The 21,893-nt window shown below is 68.0% G+C and carries 17 protein-coding genes; 3 read left to right on the top strand and 14 right to left on the bottom strand.

The annotated features are described in order from the left end of the window. Positions 1-350: 350 nt before the first annotated feature. The 5 genes from ampD to JC881_RS23000 are packed head-to-tail and all read right to left on the bottom strand — an operon-like array spanning position 351 to position 5,332. Positions 351-971 carry a 1,6-anhydro-N-acetylmuramyl-L-alanine amidase AmpD gene (ampD, locus tag JC881_RS23020; protein ID WP_198788000.1) on the bottom strand — a complete coding sequence of 207 codons (621 nt, stop codon included), beginning with the start codon at positions 969-971 and terminating at the stop codon, positions 351-353. Then, positions 958-2,529 carry a sigma-54-dependent transcriptional regulator gene (locus JC881_RS23015; RefSeq protein WP_198787999.1) on the bottom strand — a complete coding sequence of 524 codons (1,572 nt, stop codon included), beginning with the start codon at positions 2,527-2,529 and terminating at the stop codon, positions 958-960. Before JC881_RS23015 ends, ampD begins: the two co-directional genes overlap by 14 nt. 4 nt (positions 2,530-2,533) lie before the next feature. Further along, positions 2,534-4,231 carry a two-component system sensor histidine kinase NtrB gene (locus JC881_RS23010; protein ID WP_198787998.1) on the bottom strand — a complete coding sequence of 566 codons (1,698 nt, stop codon included), beginning with the start codon at positions 4,229-4,231 and terminating at the stop codon, positions 2,534-2,536. Between the two features lie 16 nt (positions 4,232-4,247). Continuing rightward, positions 4,248-4,520 (bottom strand): PP0621 family protein, encoded by a 273-nt coding sequence (locus JC881_RS23005; protein WP_198787997.1) that lies wholly within the window; start codon positions 4,518-4,520, stop codon positions 4,248-4,250. After that, positions 4,517-5,332, bottom strand: a complete 816-nt coding sequence (locus JC881_RS23000) for a cytochrome C assembly family protein (RefSeq protein WP_198787996.1) — start codon at positions 5,330-5,332, stop codon at positions 4,517-4,519. The genes JC881_RS23005 and JC881_RS23000 overlap by 4 nt, the downstream gene beginning before the upstream one ends. A gap of 115 nt (positions 5,333-5,447) precedes the next feature. Here JC881_RS23000 and ffh point away from each other — a divergent pair, with 115 nt between their 5' ends. After that, positions 5,448-6,836, top strand: coding sequence for a signal recognition particle protein (ffh, locus tag JC881_RS22995; RefSeq protein ID WP_198787995.1), 1,389 nt, complete (start codon positions 5,448-5,450; stop codon positions 6,834-6,836). A 229-nt stretch (positions 6,837-7,065) separates the two neighbouring features. On the opposite strand, the gene mdoH is transcribed toward ffh, so the two are convergent. The 7 genes from mdoH to JC881_RS22960 all read right to left on the bottom strand — a co-directional run bounded on the left by mdoH (position 7,066) and on the right by JC881_RS22960 (position 14,908). Then, a complete protein-coding gene (gene mdoH, locus JC881_RS22990; RefSeq protein ID WP_198787994.1) occupies positions 7,066-9,090 on the bottom strand; it encodes a glucans biosynthesis glucosyltransferase MdoH in 2,025 nt (674 codons plus the stop codon). Between the two features lie 5 nt (positions 9,091-9,095). Then, positions 9,096-9,299, bottom strand: a complete 204-nt coding sequence (locus JC881_RS22985) for a hypothetical protein (RefSeq protein WP_198787993.1) — start codon at positions 9,297-9,299, stop codon at positions 9,096-9,098. Positions 9,300-9,492: 193 nt separating this feature from the next. Beyond that, positions 9,493-10,881: a sigma 54-interacting transcriptional regulator gene (locus JC881_RS22980; RefSeq protein ID WP_198787992.1), complete on the bottom strand. Its 1,389-nt coding sequence runs from the start codon at positions 10,879-10,881 to the stop codon at positions 9,493-9,495. A 58-nt stretch (positions 10,882-10,939) separates the two neighbouring features. Then, positions 10,940-11,560 carry a hypothetical protein gene (locus JC881_RS22975; RefSeq protein WP_443083368.1) on the bottom strand — a complete coding sequence of 207 codons (621 nt, stop codon included), beginning with the start codon at positions 11,558-11,560 and terminating at the stop codon, positions 10,940-10,942. A 122-nt stretch (positions 11,561-11,682) separates the two neighbouring features. Continuing rightward, complete coding sequence (locus JC881_RS22970) at positions 11,683-13,110, bottom strand: sensor histidine kinase (RefSeq protein WP_198787990.1); 1,428 nt, start codon at positions 13,108-13,110, stop codon at positions 11,683-11,685. After that, positions 13,110-14,477, bottom strand: coding sequence for a tRNA (N6-isopentenyl adenosine(37)-C2)-methylthiotransferase MiaB (gene miaB, locus JC881_RS22965; RefSeq protein WP_198787989.1), 1,368 nt, complete (start codon positions 14,475-14,477; stop codon positions 13,110-13,112). The genes JC881_RS22970 and miaB overlap by 1 nt, the downstream gene beginning before the upstream one ends. Positions 14,478-14,557: 80 nt before the next feature. Beyond that, entirely contained in the window at positions 14,558-14,908 is a 351-nt protein-coding gene (locus JC881_RS22960) for a hypothetical protein (protein WP_233101981.1), read from the bottom strand. Positions 14,909-15,269: 361 nt separating this feature from the next. On the opposite strand from JC881_RS22960, the gene JC881_RS22955 reads away from it, so the two are divergent. Both JC881_RS22955 and JC881_RS22950 read left to right on the top strand, forming a co-directional pair. Then, entirely contained in the window at positions 15,270-16,460 is a 1,191-nt protein-coding gene (locus JC881_RS22955; RefSeq protein ID WP_198787987.1) for an efflux RND transporter periplasmic adaptor subunit, read from the top strand. Beyond that, positions 16,457-19,621 (top strand): efflux RND transporter permease subunit, encoded by a 3,165-nt coding sequence (locus JC881_RS22950; protein WP_198787986.1) that lies wholly within the window; start codon positions 16,457-16,459, stop codon positions 19,619-19,621. The genes JC881_RS22955 and JC881_RS22950 overlap by 4 nt, the downstream gene beginning before the upstream one ends. Positions 19,622-19,625: 4 nt before the next feature. Here JC881_RS22950 and JC881_RS22945 read toward each other — a convergent pair whose 3' ends face one another. Both JC881_RS22945 and JC881_RS22940 read right to left on the bottom strand, forming a co-directional pair. After that, complete coding sequence (locus JC881_RS22945) at positions 19,626-20,324, bottom strand: CAP domain-containing protein (protein ID WP_233101987.1); 699 nt, start codon at positions 20,322-20,324, stop codon at positions 19,626-19,628. Positions 20,325-21,176: 852 nt separating this feature from the next. Further along, a complete protein-coding gene (locus JC881_RS22940; protein WP_198787984.1) occupies positions 21,177-21,869 on the bottom strand; it encodes a Crp/Fnr family transcriptional regulator in 693 nt (230 codons plus the stop codon). Positions 21,870-21,893 lie beyond the last annotated feature (24 nt).

Genomic DNA, 21,893 nt, shown 5'->3' with positions numbered 1-21,893 from the left:
TCGCTTCCTCTCGGTTGGCAATTCTTGTTGGGTGGCGACGCCTTGGCTGGGCGCCGCGCCGGCGTTGTTGACCGGACGGAGGACACTATATCTAGGGTGCCAGGGGTCTACAAGCCACTACAGGTAGTGTTTTGTGAGTGATTCACCTACTGCGGGTATCTCTCTAGGCATAGGCCATGGCTGGCGATGCCGCGTGAATACTGGCCTATGGTTGCGCAACCCGCATGGGACGTGGCTTGTGAGCTGATTTGAGCCTGCAAGCCGCATGGTTGCTGCGGTTCACATTTGTATTGTCGAAAGCGATGCGGCCGGAGGGCAGGGCATCGCGGGCCGTCACGCGATTGAAAAAATTAGCGCTCCATCACAGATGGGGGAAACATCTGTGATTTCCACCCCAGTTGCGCGTGCAGCAAATGCCAATCGAAGCCCGTGCCGGGGTCCTGTTTCCGGCCCGGCGCGATGTGCTCGTGACCGGCGATGTGGGCGATGGCGTAGTGCTGCGCGATCGCGGGGCAGAGGCTGGCGAGCGTTTCGTACTGCGCGGCTTCGAAGGTCTGGCCTTCGAGGCCTTCGAGTTCGATGCCGATCGAGTCGTCGTTGCAGTTGCCGCGGCCGCGCCATGACGACACGCCCGCATGCCAGGCGCGTTCGTCGCAACTCACGAACTGCCAAAGGTCGCCATTGCGGCGCACGTAGAAATGCGAGGACACCTCGATGCCGCGGATCGACTGGAAGTAGGGATGCGCATCCCAGTCGAGCCGGTTGGTGAAGAGCCGCTGCACCGCATCGCCGCCGTATTCGCCGGGCGGCAGGCTGATCGAATGCAACACGATCAGGTCGGTCTGCGCGCCAATGGGACGAGGCCCGAAGTTCGGCGAGGGCAGGGCTTTTGCGAAGCGGTACCAGCCGGCCCGCCAGAGCCCGTCGTCGGCGGGCGGCGTGTCGTGCGCGGAGAGTTCAGTCGTCGACATGGCTCGCGGCGCCATCGTCGCCGTTGGGCGTGGTGATGCCCAGCCGCGCGATGCGGTAGCGGATCTGGCGCAGGCTCATGCCCAGGCGCGCGGCGGCCGCGGTGCGGTTGAAGCCGCTCTCGTGCAGCGCGCGCACGAGGATCTCGCGCTCCTGCTGGTCGAGGTAGGCCTGCAGGTCGGAGGGCAGGGGCGGTGGCGCCGACTTGAGTTCGGCCGCCGGTGCCGGTGCCGGCGCAACGACGACCGGCGCGTCGCCACGCGGCGCGAGCTGCGAGGGCGTGACCGAAGCCACGTCGGCAGCCGCCATCGTCGTCGCGACATTGCCGCCCATCAGATCGAGGTGCAGTTCGTCGCCGTCGTTGAGCGCGACTGCGCGGTGCAGCAGGTTCTCGAGCTCGCGCACATTGCCGTCGAGCGGGTGCAGCGCGAGGCGGCGCAGCAGCTCGGCCGACAGGTGCGGCACCGGCAGCCCGCCATCCTGCGCGATGCGCGCGAGCAGCGCGGCGCACAGCGCGGGCAGGTCTTCGCGGCGATCGCGCAGCGCGGGCACTGCGATCTCGATCACGTTGAGGCGGTAGAAAAGGTCTTGCCGGAAGCGGCCGGCCTGCACCTCGGCGTGCAGGTCTTTATGGGTGGCGCTCACGATGCGCACGTCGACCGCTTCTTCCTGCGTCGAGCCGATCGAGCGCACGCTGCGCTCCTGGATCGCGCGCAGGAGCTTCGATTGCATGGCCAGCGGCAGGTCGCCGATTTCGTCGAGGAACAGCGTGCCGCTGCGCGCCGCCTGGAAGTAGCCGTCGCGGTCTTGCGAGGAGCCGGTGTACGAGCCCTTCTTGGCGCCGAAGAATTCGGCTTCGAGCAGGTTCTCGGGAATCGCGCCGCAATTGACCGCGACGAACGGGCCGTCGCTGCGCTGGCTGCAGGCGTGCACCGCGCGCGCCACCAGCTCCTTGCCGGTGCCCGACTCGCCGCGCACCAGCACCGGCGCCATGCCGCGCGCCACCTTGGCGATGCGCGACTTGACCAGGCGCATCGGGTCCGAATCGCCCACCAGGCGATCGAGCGCCGCAACGCCGCTGCTGCCGGTGCCCGATGCGGACTCGGCGCGTTCGCTGGCGTTTGCAACGGCAGCCGTCTTCTCGGGCTTGACCTGCACGACGGGCGCCCGCGTGGCCTGCACCGCGGAAGCGACCACAGCGCGGAACTGCTTCAAGTCAACCGGCTTCGTGAGGTAGTCGAACGCACCGGCCTTGAGCGCCTCGACCGCGTTTTCCGCCGAGCCGTAGGCCGTCATCACCACGCAGCGCTCGCTGCGCTGGTTCTTCTGGATGCGGTGGATGATCTCCATGCCCTGTCCGTCGGGCAGCCGCATGTCGGTGATCACCGCATCGAAGCGCCCGGCCTCCAGGTGCTGCCAGGCCTCGGACACGCTGCCCGCGGCCTCGACGTGATAGCCCTCGCGAAGCAGCGTCAGTTCATACAGCGTGCGCAGGTCGGGCTCGTCGTCGATGACAAGGATCTGCGCGGGACGCGGGGCGGAAGACAGTGGGGTGCTCACGACGCTATTGTGTCAGCCGGTTCTCGCTGGCGGCGAAGCTCACGAAGAATTCATTGCCCTCGGGGCCGCCCGCCGCGAGCGCCCGCCGCTCGTAGCCGATGGTGGCGCCATGGCGCCGGCACAGCTCGCGGCACAGGAACAGGCCCAGGCCACTGGAGCGGCTCTCGGACGAAAAGAAGGGCTCGAACAGATGACGCTGCACCGCCGGTTCCAGCGGTGCGCCATCGCTCCACACCTGCAGGGCCGGGCGGTTGGTGCCCGCGCGCTGCAGCGTGGTGATGACCTGGATCGCGCCCTCGCCCTTGCCGGCATAGCGCGATGCGTTGTCCAGCAGGTTCACCAGGAGGCGGCGCAGGTGCTCGGCGTCGAAGCGCACGTCGATGCCGGGCGCATCGAGCGCGATGAGAACGCCCTTGCGCTGCGTCTGGCGCACCCATTCGTCGGCCAGCACCTGCACCGCGGGGTCGAGCACCACCTGTTCGCCCAGCGAGAGCACGCGTTGCTGGCGCGCGCGCGAAACGTCGAGCACGTCGTCCACGATGCGGGCCAGGCGCTGCGCGTTGTGCTGGACCATGTCGGTGAGCTTGCGGTGCGCGGGGTCGGTCAAGTCTTCGCTGAGCAGCGCGCTGGCCTGCGCGATGGCGGCCAGCGGGTTGCGGATCTCGTGCGCCACGGCGGCGGACATGCGGCCCATCGCGGCCAGCTTCTCGGTGCGGATGCGGGCCTCGAGTTCGCGCAGGTCCTGCAGGAACATCACGCAGAGGCTGTCGGCGCGCTTGTCGCTGGTGGGCGTGAGCCGGGTGCGCACGCGCACTTCGCGCGCGGCGCCCCGGGCTTGCGCGACGGGAATTTCTTCGGACTGCGGCGCGCGGCGCGCGAAGGTCTGGCGCGAGAGCGCGGCCAGCGCATGCCAGGCGGGTTGCGCGTGCAGCGCGAACGGCAGCGAAAGCTTCGCCAGGCCCTGGCCGAGGATCGCGTCGGCCGCCGGGTTGGCCGCATGCACCATGCCTTCGGCATCGATCACCAGCACGCCTTCGGCGAGCGTCTCGATCACCAGGTCGTTGACCTCTGCCTGCATCTGCGCGCTGCTGCGGTTGCGCTGCGCCACCGCCTCTTCGCGCGCCAGGCGGCGCGCCAGCTCGTGCGCGAGCAGCGCCACCACGAAGAGGCCGGTGCCGGTGAGCGCCGCCTGCACGAAGCGCGCGGAGGCGTCGCCCGGCTGCTGCAGCCAGTGCCATCCCGCATCGGCCAGCAGCAGCAGCGTGACGGTGGCCGTGGTGCCCAGGCTCACGATCACCGTGCCGAGCACCGCGCTCATGAGCACCGGCAGCGCGAACAGCGGCGTGTAGTTGACGTTGCCGCCCTGCAGCACCTGCAGCGCGGTGAAGGTGGCCAGGTCGACGCCGATGGTCACGAGCCACATCGTGGAGAAGCCGCGGATCGGCGGCTCGAAGTGCGCATAGCGCATCTCCAGCCAGGTGGCCACGAGGTAGCCGGCCGAGATGGCGATGGCTGCGGCCTGCATCGTCTGTCCGAGCGCGAAGGCCACGCCCTGCAGCACCACCAGCACCAGCGCGACGAAGCAGCGCGCGGCCATGAAGCCGCGCCACAGGCGCAGGAGCGCGGTGCTCTCGCTGCCGCCTTGCTCGAGCACGTCCCAGTCGGTGACCGGCTCGCCGCGCGACCAGAGGGGGGTGCTCATTGAGGAGCGGGCGTGTTCAGCCGCGCGCCGCGACGGCGGCTTGACGGTGCGCGGTGCTGCAGTAGACCGCGTCGTCGGGGCCGGCGATGGCATCGTTCGCGGGCAGGTGCAGGCCGCAATGGGCGCAGCGCACCATGGCCTGCGGGGCGCCGACGGCGGTCGGCGCGGCCGGCCGTTGTTGCGCCTTGGCCATGCGCTCGCGCTGGGCGTCGCGCATTTCTTCGCGCCGGTTCTTGCGCCAGAGCCAGATGGCGATCCAGAGGACGGCGAGGACGAGGAGGTATTTCATACGGGAGGACGCGCCAGCACCACTTCGAGCACGAAGCGGGAACCCACATAGGCCAGCAGCAACAGGGCGGAGCCGGCGTACAGCACGCGGCGGGCCGTGCGGCCGCGCCAGCCGAAGCGCGCACGGCCGATCAGGAGAACCGCGAAGGTGACCCAGGCGAGCACGGAGAAAGTCGTCTTGTGGTCCCACTTCCAGGCGCGGCCCGCGGCGCCGTAGAGCTGTTCTGTGAACAGCAGGCCGGCCAGCAGGGTGGCCGACAGCAGCACGAAACCGGCGGTCACGAAGCGGAAGGTCAGGCGCTCCAGCGTGAGCAGCGGCACGCCGCCTTCGGGGGGCGTACCAGTCGTCAGGCGGATCTGTTTCTCGGCACGCGTGATCAGCCAGGCATGCACCACGGCCGCGCCGAACAGGCCATAGGAGGCGATGCCCAGCGCAAGGTGCAAGGGCAGCCACGGCGAGGCGGTGACATGCAGCGGCGTGCCCGGAAACAGGATGGCCAACAGCACCGCGGCCGCCCCCAGCCAGGCGAGCGCCCGCCGCACCTTCAATTGGGGATACATGCGGCTTTCGATCGCATAGACCGTGAGCACCAGCCAGGCCGTGACCGAGAGCGCGGGCGCAAAGCCGAAGCGCGGCTCGCTGCCGATCAGTCCATGCGCCAGCACGGCCGCATGCAAAAGCCACGCAATTCCGAGGGCCCACTGGACGGTTTGACGGCTGAGCCGGGCACCCGCAGCAGCGGCAAAACCGTAGGCCGCCGCGGTGGCGATGCCCAGCGCCACGCCGAGTGGGGAGGGGATCGCTAAAATCATCGGCCGGAGTGTACCGGCTGGACCTTGCGTTCCCCGCGCCCGACTTCACGTTCTCCCCTCGTCTTTCAGACTTTCCATCCGGCCCGCCGCAGCGGGCAGCAAGGCATTCCCGCTCATGGCCACCGCCCTTACAGAAAAGTTCTCCCGCCTCGTCAAGACGATGAGCGGCCAGGCCCGCATCACCGAAAGCAACGTGCAGGACATGCTGCGCGAGGTGCGCATGGCGCTGCTGGAGGCCGACGTGGCGCTGCCCGTGGTGCGCGATTTCGTCGCCCGGGTGAAGGAGAAGTCGCTGGGCCAGGAAGTGCTGGGCTCGCTCAAGCCGGGCCAGGCGCTGGTGGGCATCGTGAACCGCGAGCTCGCGGCCACCATGGGCGAGGGCATTTCCGACATCAACCTCGCGGCGCAGCCGCCCGCGGTGATCCTGATGGCGGGCCTGCAGGGCGCGGGCAAGACCACCACCACCGCCAAGCTGGCCAAGCACCTGATCGAGAAGCGCAAGAAGAAGGTGCTCACGGTCTCGGGCGACGTGTACCGCCCGGCCGCCATCGAGCAGCTCAAGACCGTGACCAGGCAGGCCGGCGCCGAGTGGTTCCCGAGCACGCCCGACCAGAAGCCGCTGGACATCGCGCGCGCCGCGCTCGACCACGCCAAGCGCCACTACTTCGACGTGCTGCTGGTCGACACGGCCGGCCGCCTAGCGATCGACGAAGTGCTGATGACAGAAATCAAGCAGCTGCACGCAGCGCTCGATCCGGTCGAGACGCTCTTCGTGGTCGATGCCATGCAGGGCCAGGACGCGATCAACACCGCCCGTGCCTTCAAGGAGGCGCTGCCGCTCACCGGCATCATCCTGACCAAGACCGACGGCGATTCGCGCGGCGGCGCGGCGCTGTCGGTGCGGCAAGTCACGGGCGTGCCGATCAAGTTCGCGGGCACGAGCGAGAAGATCGACGGCCTGGAGGTGTTCGACGCCGAGCGCCATGCGGGCCGCATCCTGGGCATGGGCGACATCGTCGCGCTGGTCGAGCAGGTAACGGCCGGCGTCGACGTGGTGGCGGCGCAGAAGCTCGCGGCCAAGGTCAAGAGCGGCGCGGGCTTCGATTTGAACGACTTCCTCGGCCAGCTGCAGCAGATGAAGCAGATGGGGGGCCTTTCCAGCCTTATGGACAAGCTCCCCACGCAGATGGCCGCCAAGGCGAGCGAAGCCGACATGACGCGCGCCGAGCGCGACATCCGCCGCAAGGAAGGGATTATCCAGAGCATGACGCCGCTGGAGCGCCGCAAGCCCGAGCTACTCAAGGCCACGCGCAAGCGCCGCATCGCGGCCGGCGCGGGCGTGCAGGTTCAGGAAGTGAACCGCCTGCTCAACGAGTTCGAGCAGATGCAGGGGATGATGAAGAAGATGAAGGGCGGCGGCCTCATGAAGATGATGAAGAAGATGGGCGGCATGAAGGGCATGGGCGGCATGGGTGGCCCCGGCGGTCCCAAGCTGCCGTTCTGAGCCGCGCACATCGCTGGACAGCCAGACGCAAATAGACAGAAGCCCGCCGGGGACTGCCCCGGCGGGCTTCTTCGTTTTCAGGCCGGCGCACCTCATGCAGTCTCGCGTGCGCCTCGATGGGCTGCGCGCAGCGCCCAGCGATGCAGCATCCGCTCCCTCGATCCACGAAAAAAGCCGGCCCTGAGGCCGGCTTTTCGTGGGTGCTGTGATGTCAGCGCATCAGGCCATTTCAGGCCGCAGCCAATGCGGGGCGCGCCAGGCGCAGCGCATGCATCCAGGCGCGGCGCAGCACGGCCGGCGAACGCGATTCCTCGGGAATCAGCAGGAAGCCGCGGTCGCGCAGCGTGGTGCCCAGCGCGATCTGGCTGGTCAGCACGGTCAGCGGGATCGCCAAGAGCAGCGGCAGGCCGACAGGCATGAGCCAGATCAGCGCGCTCGGGTCGATCATCGCGACGCCGACGGCCAGCATGCCGATCACCAGCGTCATCGGGGCCAGTTGCGTGGCAGCGATCTTCCAGGGCACGGCGTTGGCTTCACGCGGGGGCGACTTCCAGTCGAGCTTGATGCCGGTGAGGGCGACCAGCACGAACAGCGAGTGGGCCAGCATGCGGACCGGCGCCTGCACGATGGCCAGGGCGCTTTCGAGCACCGAGCTCTTCACCAGGCCCCAGGTGCCGCCGTATTGGCGTTGCTCGCCGCGCATCAGAACGGCAGCGATGCCCAGAACGCGCGGCAGGAACAGCAGGCACAGGGTCCAGACCCAGAGGCCGGCCAGTTCGGCGGGCAGCACGCTCCAGCTCGACACGAGGCTCGAGCCGCTCAGCCACAGGGCCGTGCCCAGCGTCAGGAACGCGAGCCACAGAGGGGCGGACACATAGGCCATGGTGCCGGTCACGAACATCGCGCGGTGTACCGGGTGGATGCCGGGCTCGGCCATCAGGCGGGCATTCTGCAGGTTGCCCTGGCACCAGCGGCGGTCGCGCTGCAACTCCGCCAGGAGGTCCGGCGGTTGCTGCTCGTAGCTGCCGACCAGGTCGGACACCAGCCACACGTTGTAGCCGGCACGGCGCATCAGCGCGGCTTCGACGAAGTCGTGCGACATGATGCCGCCCGACATCCCGCCGGTGCCCTTGATGGAGGCCAGCGCGCAATGCTTCATGAAGGGCTCGACGCGGATGATCGCGTTGTGGCCCCAGTAGTGCGATTCGCCCAGTTGCCAGAACTGCATGCCCAGCGTGAACAGGCGGCCCGTTACGCGCGAGGCGAACTGCTGTGCGCGGGCGTGCAGCGTGACGTGGCCGATGGCCTGCGTCGCGGTCTGGATGATGCCGGCGGTGGGGTTGGCTTCCATCAGCTTGACCATCGAGGTCAGGCAGTCGCCGCTCATCACGGAGTCGGCATCGAGCACGACCATGTAGCGGTAGTCCTTGCCCCAGCGGCGGCAGAAGTCGGCCACGTTGCCGGCCTTGCGGTGCGTGCGGCGGGTGCGCAGGCGGTAATACACCTCCACCTGCGGCTGGTTCGGGCTGTCGGCCAGGGCGGCGCGGAGGTCCTCCCAGGCGGCGCGCTCGGCGGCGGCGGTCTCGGGGTTGTAGCTGTCGGACAGGACGAACACGTCGAACTGCTTGGCGTGGCCGGTGGAGGCGACCGATTCGCAGGTGGCGCGAAGGCCCGCGAACACCGTGGCAACGTCTTCGTTGCAGATCGGCATGATGATCGCGGTGCGTGCCTCGGGGTTCATCGGGTGGTTGGCAACCTGCTTGGCCGACAGCGCATGCGTGTCACCGCGCACCGAGACGTAGAAGCCCATGAGGGCGGTCACGAAACCGGTCACGACCCAGCCCGAGAGCAGGCCGTAGAGGCCGATCTGGCCGTATTCGAGCCAGACGTTGTCGTAGTCGGGTTGCACGCCGGCAAAAAGCGTCGAGGCGATCACGGTGCTCAGCACGGTGAGCAGCATGAAGGCGTTGCGGCGGCGGGCCGCGGCGCGCTGCCACGGCTGCTTGACCTGCTGGGCCGATTCGGCGGATTCAGCGCCGTCACCGTCTTCAGCCGCACGGCCTGCGCCGAGCTTGACCAGGAGGGCGGTGCCGATGCTGTTCCAGAAGCCGCGCCAGGGGCGTGGCGTCATCGAACCGCGGTTGACGGGCGGTGCGGTGACCGAATTGGGGTGGCGTTCTTCGCGGACCGGGCTGCGGTGCGAGAAATCGGCTTCGGTCAGCACGTTCAGTTGGGAGAAGTCAGTGGGCTTCATGTGATTTACCAACGTTGCTTGTCGAGGGAAGGGGTGTCGCCAATGGCAGGAAAGCGCTTGATGACGCAATCCGGCTCGGCGCCGCCGGCACTGGCGAGCGCCGCTTGCGAATAGCCCGCGGCGCGGGGCCGCGAGAGGGAAAACTGCTTTTGACGCAGGCCGTCGCGCTGCGGGCGCAGTGCGAAAGATGGGCTGGTAAGTGCTGTCATGCCAGTACAGGGGCAAACCCTGTGCCAGCCTGGAAAAACGCTTTCAGATCAATGACTTGGAGCGATCTGGATGCTGTTTTCGGCGGGGAGGCCCGCCGCAGGCCCTCAAAACCCCTGTTTTTGTCGCCGAATCCCGACAAGCCTTCGAGGCCGGTGGGATATGTCTTTTGAAATCAACGACTTAGGGGCGTCGCTACTCGGCGACAGGGTCCGACCCGGGAGCGACAGCGTCGGCCTTGAAGTGGCCTGGCGTGAGCTCGTGCTTCTGCAAAAGACGGTAGAACTCGGTCCGGTTGCGGTCGGCCAGACGGGCCGCATCGGCCACGTTGCCATCGGTCAGCTTGAGCAGGCCGACCAGGTAATCGCGCTCGAAACGCTGCTTGGCGTCGGCATAGGTCTGGACCTCGACCGTCGGCACCCGCAACGCGCGCTGCACCAGCGCCAGCGGAATCAGCGGCGAGCTCGACAGCGCGCACACCTGCTCGACCACGTTGAACAGCTGGCGCACATTGCCCGGCCAAGCGGCCGTGGTCAGCGCCTTCAGCGCCTCGGGCGCGAAGCCGGAGAGCCGCTTGCCGTATTTCGTCGACAGGCGCTGCAGGAAGTGGTTGGCCAAAAGCGGAATGTCTTCGCGCCGCGCCGACAGCGGCGGCAGCGTGAGCGTCACCACGTTCAGGCGGTAATAGAGGTCTTCGCGGAACTGGCCCGCCTCCATCGCGGCGTCCAGGTCGCGGTGGGTGGCAGAGACGATGCGCACGTCGACCTCGATCGACTGGCTCGCGCCCAGCGGCCGCACGGCGCGCTCCTGCAGCACGCGCAGCAGCTTGACCTGCAGGGCGGGCGGCATGTCCCCGATTTCGTCCAGCAGCAGCGTGCCGCCGTCGGCCTGCTGGAACAGGCCCTTGTGATTGGCGTGGGCGTCCGTGAAGGCGCCCTTCATGTGGCCGAAGAGTTCCGACTCGAGCAGCGCCTCGGGAATGGCTCCGCAATTGACCGCCACGAACGGCTTGTCGGCGCGCGCGCTGGCCTTGTGGATGGCGCGCGCGAGCAGTTCCTTGCCGGCGCCCGAATCGCCGCGCAGCAGCACCGAGGCGTCCGACTTGGCGACCATGCGCGCCTCGGCCAGCAGCTCGGCCATGCGGTTGCTGCGGCTCACGATCTCGGCGCGCCAGCTTTCGTCGCCGCTCTTGGCCGGCGTGCTGGCGGGGGCGCCGAGTGCCAGCGCCTGCCCGATCTTGTCGAGCAGCTCGCGAGCGTCGTAGGGCTTGGTGAGATAGGTGAACACGCCGCGCGCCGTGGCCTCTACCGCGTCGGGAATCGTGCCGTGCGCGGTGAGCAGGATCACCGGCAGCGAGGGGTGGCGCTTGCGAATCTCATCGAAGAGCGCGAGGCCGTCGCGCCCCGGCAGGCGCACGTCGCTCAGAACCAGCTGCGGGTGCTCGATCTCCAGTTGGGTGAGCGCGGTTTCGGCCGAGGTCACCGCCGTGACCTGGTAGCCCGCCGACACCAGCCGCATCGAGATCAGGCGCAGCATGTCCGGATCGTCGTCGACCACGAGGAGGCGGGCGCCAGAGGTACTCATCGGAAAACCTCCGTGCTGCGCACTGCGGCGCGCGTACCTTCGGGCGGCCGGGCGGTACTCATGGACTTGTCCTGGTTCCGTTGGTCGCCGGTGCAGGCGCGCCTGCCGGTGCCGGCGTGGCGGCGGGCCGCGCGAAGCTGCGCTCGATGGCGCGCAGCGCTTCGATGCGGTCGTTGAGCTGGTCGATGCGGCGCTGGCTGTCGCGCAGCTGCTGCACCTGCTTGTCGCGGTCGTCCTCGACGCGGCGCTGTTCCAGGTAGCGGGCGGCCAGCGCGCGTGCGAGCGGATGCAGGGGCTGCGCCTCGGGCGACGGGTTGGCGATCACGCGCTGCAGCAGGCCGAGCGCACGCGCCAGGTCGGCCGGCACGCGCGTCTGCGACAACAAGATCGCCAGCTGCATCTGCGTGGTGGGCGAATCGCCGGGGTCGCCGATGCGCGCGATTTCGCCGCTCAGTTCGCCGCCGCCGAGCGGCCGCACCTTGTCGGCATACGACAGCATGGCCGCCTGCGGCCCCTGGGTCATCAGCGTGAAGAGCGACGCGGGCTGCGTGGCGGGCGCGCGGGGCTCGGCCTCGACCGGCATGACGCGCGGCACGACGGCCGGCGGGGGCAGCGCATCGGCCTCGGCGGGAGGCTTGGGGCTTGTGGCGCAGGCGGCCAGCAACAGGGCGAAAGGCATGGCCAACGCCGCTGCGAGGGTGGGACTGCGGACGAACGAAAAAGACATGGGTCGAAAAAAGGGGCGAAGGGGTGCGAAGCGGTGAATCAGAGCGGGGCGTGCCGGCAAAGGTGGGGCAGCGGTCAGGCCGTGCGCGGCAACTCGATGCGAAAACGTGCACCGGGCCCGCCAGGCTGCAGCGTGATGCGGCCCCCGTGGGCTGCAATGTACTCCTGCACGATGGAAAGTCCGATGCCGGTGCCTTTGACCGTGTGCTCGGGCTGGCGCTCGCCGCGAAAGAACGGCTCGAAGATCCGGTCGCGATCTCCCTCGGCAATGCCCGGCCCCGCGTCGTTCACGTCGATGTACACGGCCTCGGGCGTCCCCGACACCGCCAGCGTGATGACACCACCCGTTACCGAAAAGCGGATCGCATTGGACAGCAGGTTGGCGATCGCCGTGCCCAGCTTGGTGCGGTCGACGGTGAGCGCGAGCGGCTCGCCCTCGGCGCGCACCCGCAGCCCGTGGGCCTGCCACTGCAGCCGCTGCGCCTCGATCTGCTCCTCGATGAGCGGCAGCAGCTCGATGCGCTCGCGGCGCAGTTCGCGTGCCTCGAAGGCGGCGGCGTTGAAGCGCAGCAACGCCTCGATCTGGCTTTGCAGCGAGACGGTGTTCTGGTTCAGGATCTGCGCCACTTCGAGCTGCGCCGGGTTCAGCGGGCCCGTCACGCCGTCTTCGAGCAGCGAGACGCCTTCGCGCAGCGCGGCCAGCGGCGTCTTGAGCTCGTGCGACACATGCCGCAGGAATCGCGCCTTGTCGGCGTCCAGTTCCGTGAGCCGCAGCCGCAGCCATTCGAGCTGCTGCGACACGCGCCGCACGTCGGCGGGGCCGCGGATGTCGATGGGCACGTCCAGCCGGTTCTGGCCGAGGCCGACGATGGCGTGCTCCATGCGCTTGAACGGGCGCGCGAGCCAGATGCCGAAGGCCAGCGCCAGCACCACGGCCAGCACGCTCGCGGCCACCACTTCGCGCATCAGCCGGCGGCGCGCGTTCTCGATGCGCTTGGCGAGCGCGTCGTTTTGCGTTTCGATGAGGAACTGGGCCTGCTGCGCGAGGTTGGTGTTGAGCGTGTCGAGCTCTCGGAACTGCATGGCCATGTTGCTCTCGCGCGTGAGGGCGCTGTCGGCGCTGCCGCTCATGAGCCCCTCGATCACGCCCAGCTGCGCGCGCCACATCTCGATGCTGGCGGGCATGAGGCCGTTCTTCTCGAGCCGCTCGAGCACCTGGTGCGATTCGCGCGCGGCCTCGTCGAAGCGGCGGCGCAGCACCGCGTCGTTGAGCACCAGCGACTGGCGCCCCGCGCGTTCCATGGCCGCGCTGCGTTCGGCCAGCGACTGGGACGCGCCCGAAAGCCGAAGCGCGCGCGCCGCGGCATCGCGGCTCTGGGTCATGAGGGCGTCGTACTGGAACACCGAGCGCAGCGCCACGCCCACCAAGAGCGCGGTGATCAACAGAAAGGCAAAAAGCAGGAGCTGCTGGAACGAGCCCCGGATCGACGGTCGCTTCGCCATCAGTGGGCGAGCGCCACGGCGGGCTGCTGCAGCACCGGCGACGATTCGCGCGTCACCACTTCGCCGCGCAGCGTGTAGGCCAGCGAGCGCGTGATGCGCAGGTCGGTCATCTGGCCGACCAGGCGCGCGTCGCCCTCGAAGTTGACGACGCGGTTGCAGGCGGTGCGGCCCATGAGCTCATTGGCGTCCTTGCGCGAAGCGCCCTCGACCAGCACGCGCTGCGTGCTGCCCACGAGCGCATCGCCGAAGCGGCGCACGTTGCCGTCGATCACGCGCTGCAGCGTCTGCAGGCGTGCGAGCTTCACTTCGTGCGGCGTGTCGTCCTTGAGCGCCGCGGCCGGCGTGCCGGGGCGTGGGCTGAAGATGAAGCTGAAGCTGTTGTCGAACTGGCAGTCGTCGATGAGCTTCATCATCCTGGCGAAGTCGTCGTCGGTCTCGCCGGGGAAGCCGACGATGAAGTCGCTGGAGAGCGCGAGGTCGGGGCGGATGGCGCGGAGTTTGCGCACCGTGCTCTTGTATTCCATGGCGGTGTAGCCGCGCTTCATGGCCATGAGGATGCGGTCGCTGCCGTGCTGCACCGGCAGGTGCAGGTGGCTCACCAGCTGCGGCACCTTGGCGTAGGCCTCGATGAGCCGCGGCGTGAATTCGTTCGGATGGCTCGTGGTGTAGCGGATGCGCTCGATGCCGGGGATCTCGGCGACGTATTCGATGAGCAGCGCGAAATCGGCGATTTCCGCGGTGTCGCCCATGCGGCCGCGGTAGGCGTTCACGTTCTGGCCGAGCAGCGTGATCTCGCGCACGCCCTGGTCCGCGAGGCCCGCGATTTCCACCAGCACGTCGTCCAGCGGACGGTTTACTTCCTCGCCGCGGGTGTAGGGCACCACGCAATAGCTGCAGTACTTGGAGCAGCCTTCCATGATCGAGACGAAGGCGGTCGCGCCCTCCACGCGCGCGGGCGGCAGGTGGTCGAACTTCTCGATCTCGGGAAAGCTGATGTCCACCTGCGGGCGGTTCAGGCGCTCGCGGTCGTTCAGCATCTCGGGCAGGCGGTGCAGCGTCTGCGGGCCGAACACGATATCGACGTAAGGCGCGCGCGCGATGATGGCCGCGCCCTCCTGGCTCGCCACGCAGCCGCCCACGCCGATCTTCACGCCCTTGGCCTTCAGGTGCTTCACGCGGCCGAGGTCGGAGAACACCTTTTCCTGTGCCTTCTCGCGCACCGAGCAGGTGTTGAACAGGATGAGGTCGGCCTCGTCCACGTTCTGGGTCGGCTCGTAGCCCTGCGCGGCGTTCAGCACGTCGGCCATCTTGTCCGAGTCGTACTCGTTCATCTGGCAGCCGAAGGTCTTGATGAATACTTTTTTCATGGGGTGCTCTCTGTGCCCTCCGGGAACGGAAGGCTCGGCGGGCGCGGAAGGACCGCGCCGCCTCTTTTTCCTGCAGCGGATTACTGCGTATTGAGGGTGTCGTTCGTGGTGAACGGCCAGATGTTCAGGAACGGCTTGTTCAGCGATTCGCGGCTGGCCACGGCTTCCTCGGGCGTGAGGATCCAGATCTCGCGCAGCAGGCCGGCGGCATCGCGCGTGTAGTTCACCAGGTACTTCTGGCCAATGATCGCGCCGGGCATCACCAGCATGTTCTGCGGGTTGCGGATGCGGGCGCCAGCGCCCAGGCGGTCGGCATTGCCGTCGAGTTCGACGTCGGGCGCGCTGGTCACCATGAACTTGCCGCGCAGCGTGCCGATGGGGAAGTTGCGCCCGCCGTTGAGCGATTCGTTCTGGGTCTGGGGACGGGGCACTTCGTCCTGCGCGCTGGCTTGCAGGGAGAAAAGGGCGGCGCTTGCGGCGAGGGCGCAAAACGCGGTCAAAGCGAGGGCATTCGTGGTTTTCTTGCAGCGGTTCATGGGGTATATCCAGAGGCTGTGGAGCGGCGATTTTAACGAGGGGTCGATGGTCCCCTTTTGCCGTCACAGCAGGTTGAGCGCGGGCTTGTCGGTTGACCTGCTTTACATTTCTTTACGGGAACCATGAACGCCGTGAGTCGGGCGCTGATTCAATAGCCAGTGTCAGCCCAAAGTGCACAAGAACCCCATGAAGAAAAATGCTGCCATTGCCCTTGCGGGTGTGTTGATCGTAGCCGTCGCAGGCGGATGGTGGAGCATGTCCGGAGACAAGCTCGGGTCAAAGAACGCGAAGGCGACGGCTGCCGCAGGCAATGGCGCCCCGGGCGGCGGCGGCGCCCCCGCCCTGGTGACCTTGGCCACCGCCGAAAAGCAGGACGTGCCGGTCACGGTGCAGGTCAACGGCAGCGTGGTGTCCCTGAACAGCGTCGACCTGCGTCCGCAGGTCACCAACACCGTCAGCGCCGTGCATGTGAAGGAAGGCCAGTTCGTCAAGGCGGGCCAACTGCTCTTCTCGCTGGACGACCGCAACGACCAGGCCAACCTGGCCCGAGCCCGCGCCCAGCAGCAAAAGGACGAGGCCACCATGGCCGACCTGGAGCGCCAGTACAAGCGCAGCCAGGACCTCGTCGCCCAGAACTTCATCGCCAAGAGCGCCGCCGACGCCACGCTCTCGCAGCTCGAGGCGCAGCGCGCCGCCGTGGCGGCCGACCGCGCCGCCGTGCAATCGGCGCAGGTGGCGCTTGGCTACGCAACCCTTCGCGCGCCGATCGCCGGGCGCATCGGCGCCGTCAACATCTACCCGGGCACGCTGGTGCAGCCGACGCTCTCGCTGGTCACCGTCACGCAGCTCGACCCGATCGCAGTGAGCTTCCCGGTGCCCGAAGGCAACCTGCAGGACCTGCTGGAAGCCGCGCGCAGCCGCTCGCCGGTCGAGGCGCTCGTCACCGGGCGCAAGACGCCGCTCATCGGCTCGCTCGATTTCGTCGACAACACCGTCGATCCGCAGATCGGCACCGTGCGCGCCAAGGCTGTGTTCGCCAATGCCGACCAGGGCCTGTGGCCGGGCCAGTTCGTCGGCACCCGCATCACCGTGCGCACGCTGAGCGGCGCCACCGTGGTGCCCGCCGCGGCGCTGATGATGCTGTCCGACGGCACCTCGCTCTACGTGGTCGACCAGGCCAAGACCGCCACCCGCCGCAAGGTGAAGACGCTGCACACCTTCGGCACCAAGGTGGCCGTGAGCGGCGTGGAGCCCGGCGAGCAGGTCGTGATCGAGGGTAGCCAGAACGTGCGCCCGGGCGGCAAGGTCCGCGTCGATGCGAAGACCGGTGGGGCGGGTGGGGCGGGCGGCCCGGGCACCGCCCCCAACGGCACCACGGGCGTGACGCCCGGTAGCGCGGCCTCGTCCGAAGGCACCGTCAAGCCACCGCAGCGGGAACGCGCATGAACATCTCGGAGCTCTGCATCCGTCGTCCCGCGATGACGGTGCTGCTGTCTGCCGCGGTGGTGGTGGTCGGCATCTTTGCGTACTTCAGCATCCCGGTGGCGGCGCTGCCCAGCTACAACACGCCGGTCATCAACGTCAACGCGCAACTGCCCGGCGCCAGTCCGGACACGATGGCGTCGTCGGTCGCGCTACCGCTGGAAAAGCAGTTCTCCACCATCCCGGGCCTGCAGACCATCAGCTCGGTCAACACGCAGGGCGTGACCTCGCTCACGCTCGAATTCGTCAGCAGCCGCGACATCGACGCCGCCGCCGTCGACGTGCAGGCCGCGCTGCTGCGCGCGCAGCGCCAGCTGCCGCAGGAATTGACGCAGCTCCCCTCCTACCGCAAGGTGAACCCGGCCGATGCGCCGGTGCTCTTCATCGCGCTGATCTCGCCTTCGATGAACCCGGCCGAGCTCAACGACTACGCCGAAAACCTCATCTCCCCCACGCTCTCGACCATCGACGGCGTGGCGCAGGTGGGCGTGTACGGCCGCAAGGCCTTCGCGGTGCGCATCAAGGCGAATGCCGACCTCCTCAACGCCCGCAACATCACGCTCGACGAACTGGCCAAGGCGGTGAATTCGGCCAACGCCAACACGCCCGTCGGCGTGCTCGACGGCCCGCGCCAGACGCTCACCATCCAGGCCAACCGCCAGCTGGTGAAGGCGGCCGATTTCGCCAAGCTCATCGTCGGCCAGCGCAACGGCGCGCCGGTGCGGCTGGACGAAGTGGCCACCATCGAGGACAGCTTCGAATCGGTGAAGACCGCCAGCAGCTTCAACGGCCAGGACTCCATTTCGCTGGCCGTGCAGCGCCAGCCCAATGCCAACACCGTGCAGGTGGTGGACGCGGTGCGCGCGCTCATCCCGCGCTTCAGGGCGGAGCTGCCGCAGTCGGTCGAGATCCAGATGGTGAACGACCGCTCGCTCTCCATCCGCGAGGCGGTGCACGACGTGCAGCTCACGCTGCTGGGCACCATCGCGCTGGTGGTGCTGGTGATCTTTCTCTTCCTGCACCGGCTGGTGGCCACGCTGATCCCGGCGGCGACCATTCCGATTTCGCTCATCGGCGCGGTGGCGCTGCTCTACGCCTTCGGCTACAGCCTGGACAACGTCTCGCTCCTGGGCATCACGCTGGCCGTGGGGCTGGTGGTGGACGACGCGATCGTGGTGCTCGAAAACATCATGCGCTACGTCGAGAAGGGCATGGAGCCCTTCGCCGCCGCGCTGCGCGGCGCGCGCGAGGTGGGCTTCACCATCGTGTCGATTTCGATCTCGCTGGTGGCCGTGTTCATCCCGATCTTCTTCATGCCGGGCGTCATCGGCCTTTTGTTCCACGAGTTCGCGGTGGTGGTGGCGCTGGCGGTGCTGGTGTCGGCCATCGTGTCGCTCACGCTGGTGCCGATGCTCGCGAGCCGGCTTCTGAAGCACGTGCCGCGCGAAGAGGGCGCGCTCGATCACGAAGAAGAACATCCCGAGCCCGGCACCGCCATCGGCCGCGCCTTCGAGCGCGGGTACCGCTGGGTGCACAGCAACTACATGCGCACGCTCGACTGGACGCTCGCGCACCGCTGGGTGATGCTCACGGCCGCGGGCCTCACGTTCGTGGTCACGGCCTGGCTCTTCGTCACCATTCCCAAGGGCTTCTTCCCCGAGGAAGACATCGGCCAGATCCAGATCACCACAGAGGCGGCCGAAGACATTTCGTTCACCGCCATGAAGGTGCTGCAGGACCGCGTGGCCGCGACGCTCAAGGACGATCCGAGCGTGGACTACGTGAGCTCCTTCGTCGGCGTCGGCGGCCCGACCGCCACGCAGAATTCGGGGCGCCTCTTCGCCGTGCTCAAGCCGCGCAGCGAGCGCCCGCAGATGGCCAAGGTGCTGGAGTCGCTGCGCCAGCGCTTTCGCGAGATCCCGGGCATCGCCGTCTACATGCAGCCGGTGCAGAACCTGCGCCTGGGCGGGCGCCAGAGCAAGGCGCGCTTCCAGTACACGCTGCAGAGCGTGAACGCCGGCGAAATGGTGCCGTGGGCCACGAAGCTCATGGAGCGCATGCGCGCCGATGCGGCCTTCCGCGACGTGACCAGCGATTCGCAGAACCGGGGCCTTCAGGCCACGCTGGAAATCGACCGCGACAAGGCCGGCGTGCTCGGCGTGGCGGTGGGGGACCTGCGCACCGCGCTCTACAACGCCTATGGCGACCGGCAGATCGGCAGCATCTACGCGGCGAGCAACACCTACCAGGTGATTCTTTCGGCCGCCGACAACGACCGCCAGTTCGAGGACGACGTCTCGCGCCTGTCGGTGCGCAGCACCTCGGGCAAGCTGGTGCCGCTGTCGGCCTTCTCCACCATCAACCGCACCGTGGGGCCGACCTCGGTCAACCACCAGGGCCAGTTGCAGGCGGTGACGGTGTCGTTCAACCTCGCACCCGACGTGCCGCTGGGCAACGCGACCGCCAAGATCGACCAGTTCAAGAGCGAGCTGAACATGCCGCAGTCGATCATCACCACCTACGGCGGCGATGCGGCGGTGTTCCAGAGTTCGCAATCGAGCCAGGCGGTGCTGCTGGTGCTCGCGGTGCTGGTCATCTATGTGCTGCTGGGCGTGCTGTACGAGAGCTACATCCACCCGCTGACGATCCTGGCGGGCCTGCCCTCGGCGGCCGTGGGCGCGCTGCTGTCATTGAAGATCTTTGGCTTCGACCTCACGCTGATCGCCACCATCGGCATCCTGCTCCTGATCGGCATCGTGAAGAAGAACGCGATCATGATGATCGACTTCGCCCTCGATGCGCAACGCACCGAAGGCATGAAGCCGGTCGATGCGATCCGCGAAGCCTGCCGGCTGCGCTTTCGCCCCATCCTCATGACCACGCTGGCCGCGCTGATGGGCGCCCTGCCGCTCGCGCTCGGCCTGGGCGCCGGCGCCGAGCTGCGCCAGCCGCTGGGCGTGGCGGTGGTGGGCGGGCTGATCTTCTCGCAGGTGATCACGCTCTACATCACGCCCGCCATCTATCTCGCGCTGGACCGCTACAGCGGCACCGGGCCCATGGTCGATCTGCCCGGGGAGGCGAGGGCAGAAGCCGGTGCCGGGGGACACGCGGCCTCGCGCGCCTAACTGCTCACTGCGCCCGATACGGCGGCCGGCCGATGAAGTTGCCGGCCGGGCTGTAGTTGCACACGAGGATGGTGCCGGGGCTGATGCCACGTTTCATGGTCTCGCAGGTCTTCACTGCGCAGCCCACCTCCGTGGTGTCCTGCCAGATGACTTGCGTGTAGTGCCCGCACATCTTGCCCGGGACGCAGGTGCCGCCGGCCGCGCCATAGGTGTAGTTCGCTTTTTCGGCCATCCAGTCGTGCACGGCTTCGCTGGCGCTCGCCGTCGGCATCGACGTGGCGAACAGGTTCTGGCCTTCGCCCGGAGGGACCGTGTGCGAGAACGTGCACTGATCCCCCCATGCTTGCGCGTCGGCCTGCAAGTGCGCCGACCACTTCAGGCTTGAAAGCCCTTTGCCTTCCTCGGCCCGCGCCTTGTTGTGCGCATCGAGCGCCTCTTGTTCGAAGGCGTTCCCGGGCAGGCCGGTGGAGGACGCGGCGGGTGGCGGTACCGGTGCGACAACTGGTGCCGCTGGTTGCGTTGCCGGCGCAGGAGTCGATGGTGTTGCGGGTGCCGCCGGGGCCGCCGGGGCCGCCGGTGACGTGGAGGACGCGGTAACGGTCGGCGCGGCCGGCGGAGCAGCCTCATGCGGTACGGCCGCTCCTCCATCATGTGCACTGACCGACTGAGTAGGCGGCGTGGCCAGTGGTGCGATCGGTGGCATCTCCACCGGAGCCTTCGGCGGCCCCGAAGTCACTGCTTCGGGCGGCGTTGGCTGCGCTGCCGCAACCGTCTCTGCCGGTGCCGTGGCGGCCGGCGGCGGGACCATCACGACCGGAAACGTCGGCCCGTCCGATCCGCCGCCGCCGCATGCCACGCACAGCGCGCCCACGATCAGCCCGAGCACCCCGGTTGCGAACAACTTCGGTGACCTTCTTGAATTTGTATTCACAATAATCTCCCATTGATAACGATGATCTATCGAGCGCCGTTGATCGATTGAAAAACGGAGAGCGATTGTCGGGAGCTGCGGGGCGCGGCCGGCGGCTCTGTGCCGATCAAAGGGAGCGCGGATGTGGCGGATCGCACCGAACGCGAGGATTTGCGGACGCGCGCGCTGCGGCGGCGTCGGCTCGGTCGCCGGGAAGCGTCAGGCGCGCGTTCAGCCTGCTTACGTTGGGAAATAAAGGCGAAGCGCCACCCACGGCCAAGGCGGGCGCGATGCAGATCCGGACCCGCAGATAAGCGCCGCGCTACAGCGGCACCGGCCCGATGGTCGAGCTGCCCGGCGAGGCGAAGGCCGCGACCTCAGCGGGCGGCCCCGCCGCCTCGCACGCCTGACGGCGATCCAAAAGATGCCGGATGGCCATGAGCGTGAGCCATCCGGTCAGAAAGGACTTTGGCAGTCCTGCAAAACGTCACACCCGGGCCGTCGCCAACTGAAGGCGGCCTCTTCTTCAACGGCTCCTCCCGTTCCCTCCTCCGCTCTTCGCATCCATGTGTGTGACGGAATGAATGATGGCGACGGGGTGAAGGTCTCGACGGTATCCAGCGATACAGGAAGTGGGCTTTTTCCTTACGGTGATGCGTCGCGGAAACACCGCAAGGCCGGCGCGTTCGGGATGCTGACCTGCCGGGCCCGCGTTTCGATGAGCCCTTGTCCCACCAGCGCATTCAACGTGCGGGTGACGGTGACGCGGCTCAATGCCGTCATGGCGCCGATCTGCTCATGCGTCAGATCGACGGTGAGTTGTTGGGATGCCTGCGCCGATGGCAGGCGCGCCACGCGCAGCAGCAGATCGATGATCCGCTCCCTGGGCGCCGCCGAGGCCACCCTGGCAAGCTTGGCGACGATCATGTGATTCTTGAAGCCGAGCAACTGGATCAACGAGGTCGCGAGCGCGGGACGCCCAGAAAATTGCTGCGCGACATCCGCCGGGCGATAGCGGCTGAGAACGGCCGGCGCGACCGCCCGGGTCGTCGTGGGCCGAGGACTGTCGGCAAACGCCGGGCCTTCGCCAAAAATCGCACCCGGTCCGAAGATCTCGAGCAGGAACTCCGAGCCGTTGCTTCGCTGGATCGTGGAGTGAACGAACCCCGATCGCAAAAGATAGAAGTAGTCGTGCCGTTCGCCTTCGCGCGCAATGGTGTCGCCGGCCTCCAGCGTGACGAAGCTTCCCAGATGCGTGGCGTCGGTCCACGGCGCAGACAGCGTCTGGGATGCATCCCAACTGGCGTACGGCGAGGGGCGCGAATGTGTTCTTTTCATGGGAGCGTCTTGCCCGGGTCGGAG

Origin of the sequence: Variovorax sp. IB41 (genome assembly GCF_016405905.1) — a bacterium.
In the GTDB taxonomy this organism is placed as follows: Bacteria; Pseudomonadota; Gammaproteobacteria; order Burkholderiales; family Burkholderiaceae_C; genus Variovorax.
The sequence above is the reverse complement of the archived record's forward strand: the minus strand, read 5'-3'. Positions and strand labels throughout refer to the sequence as shown.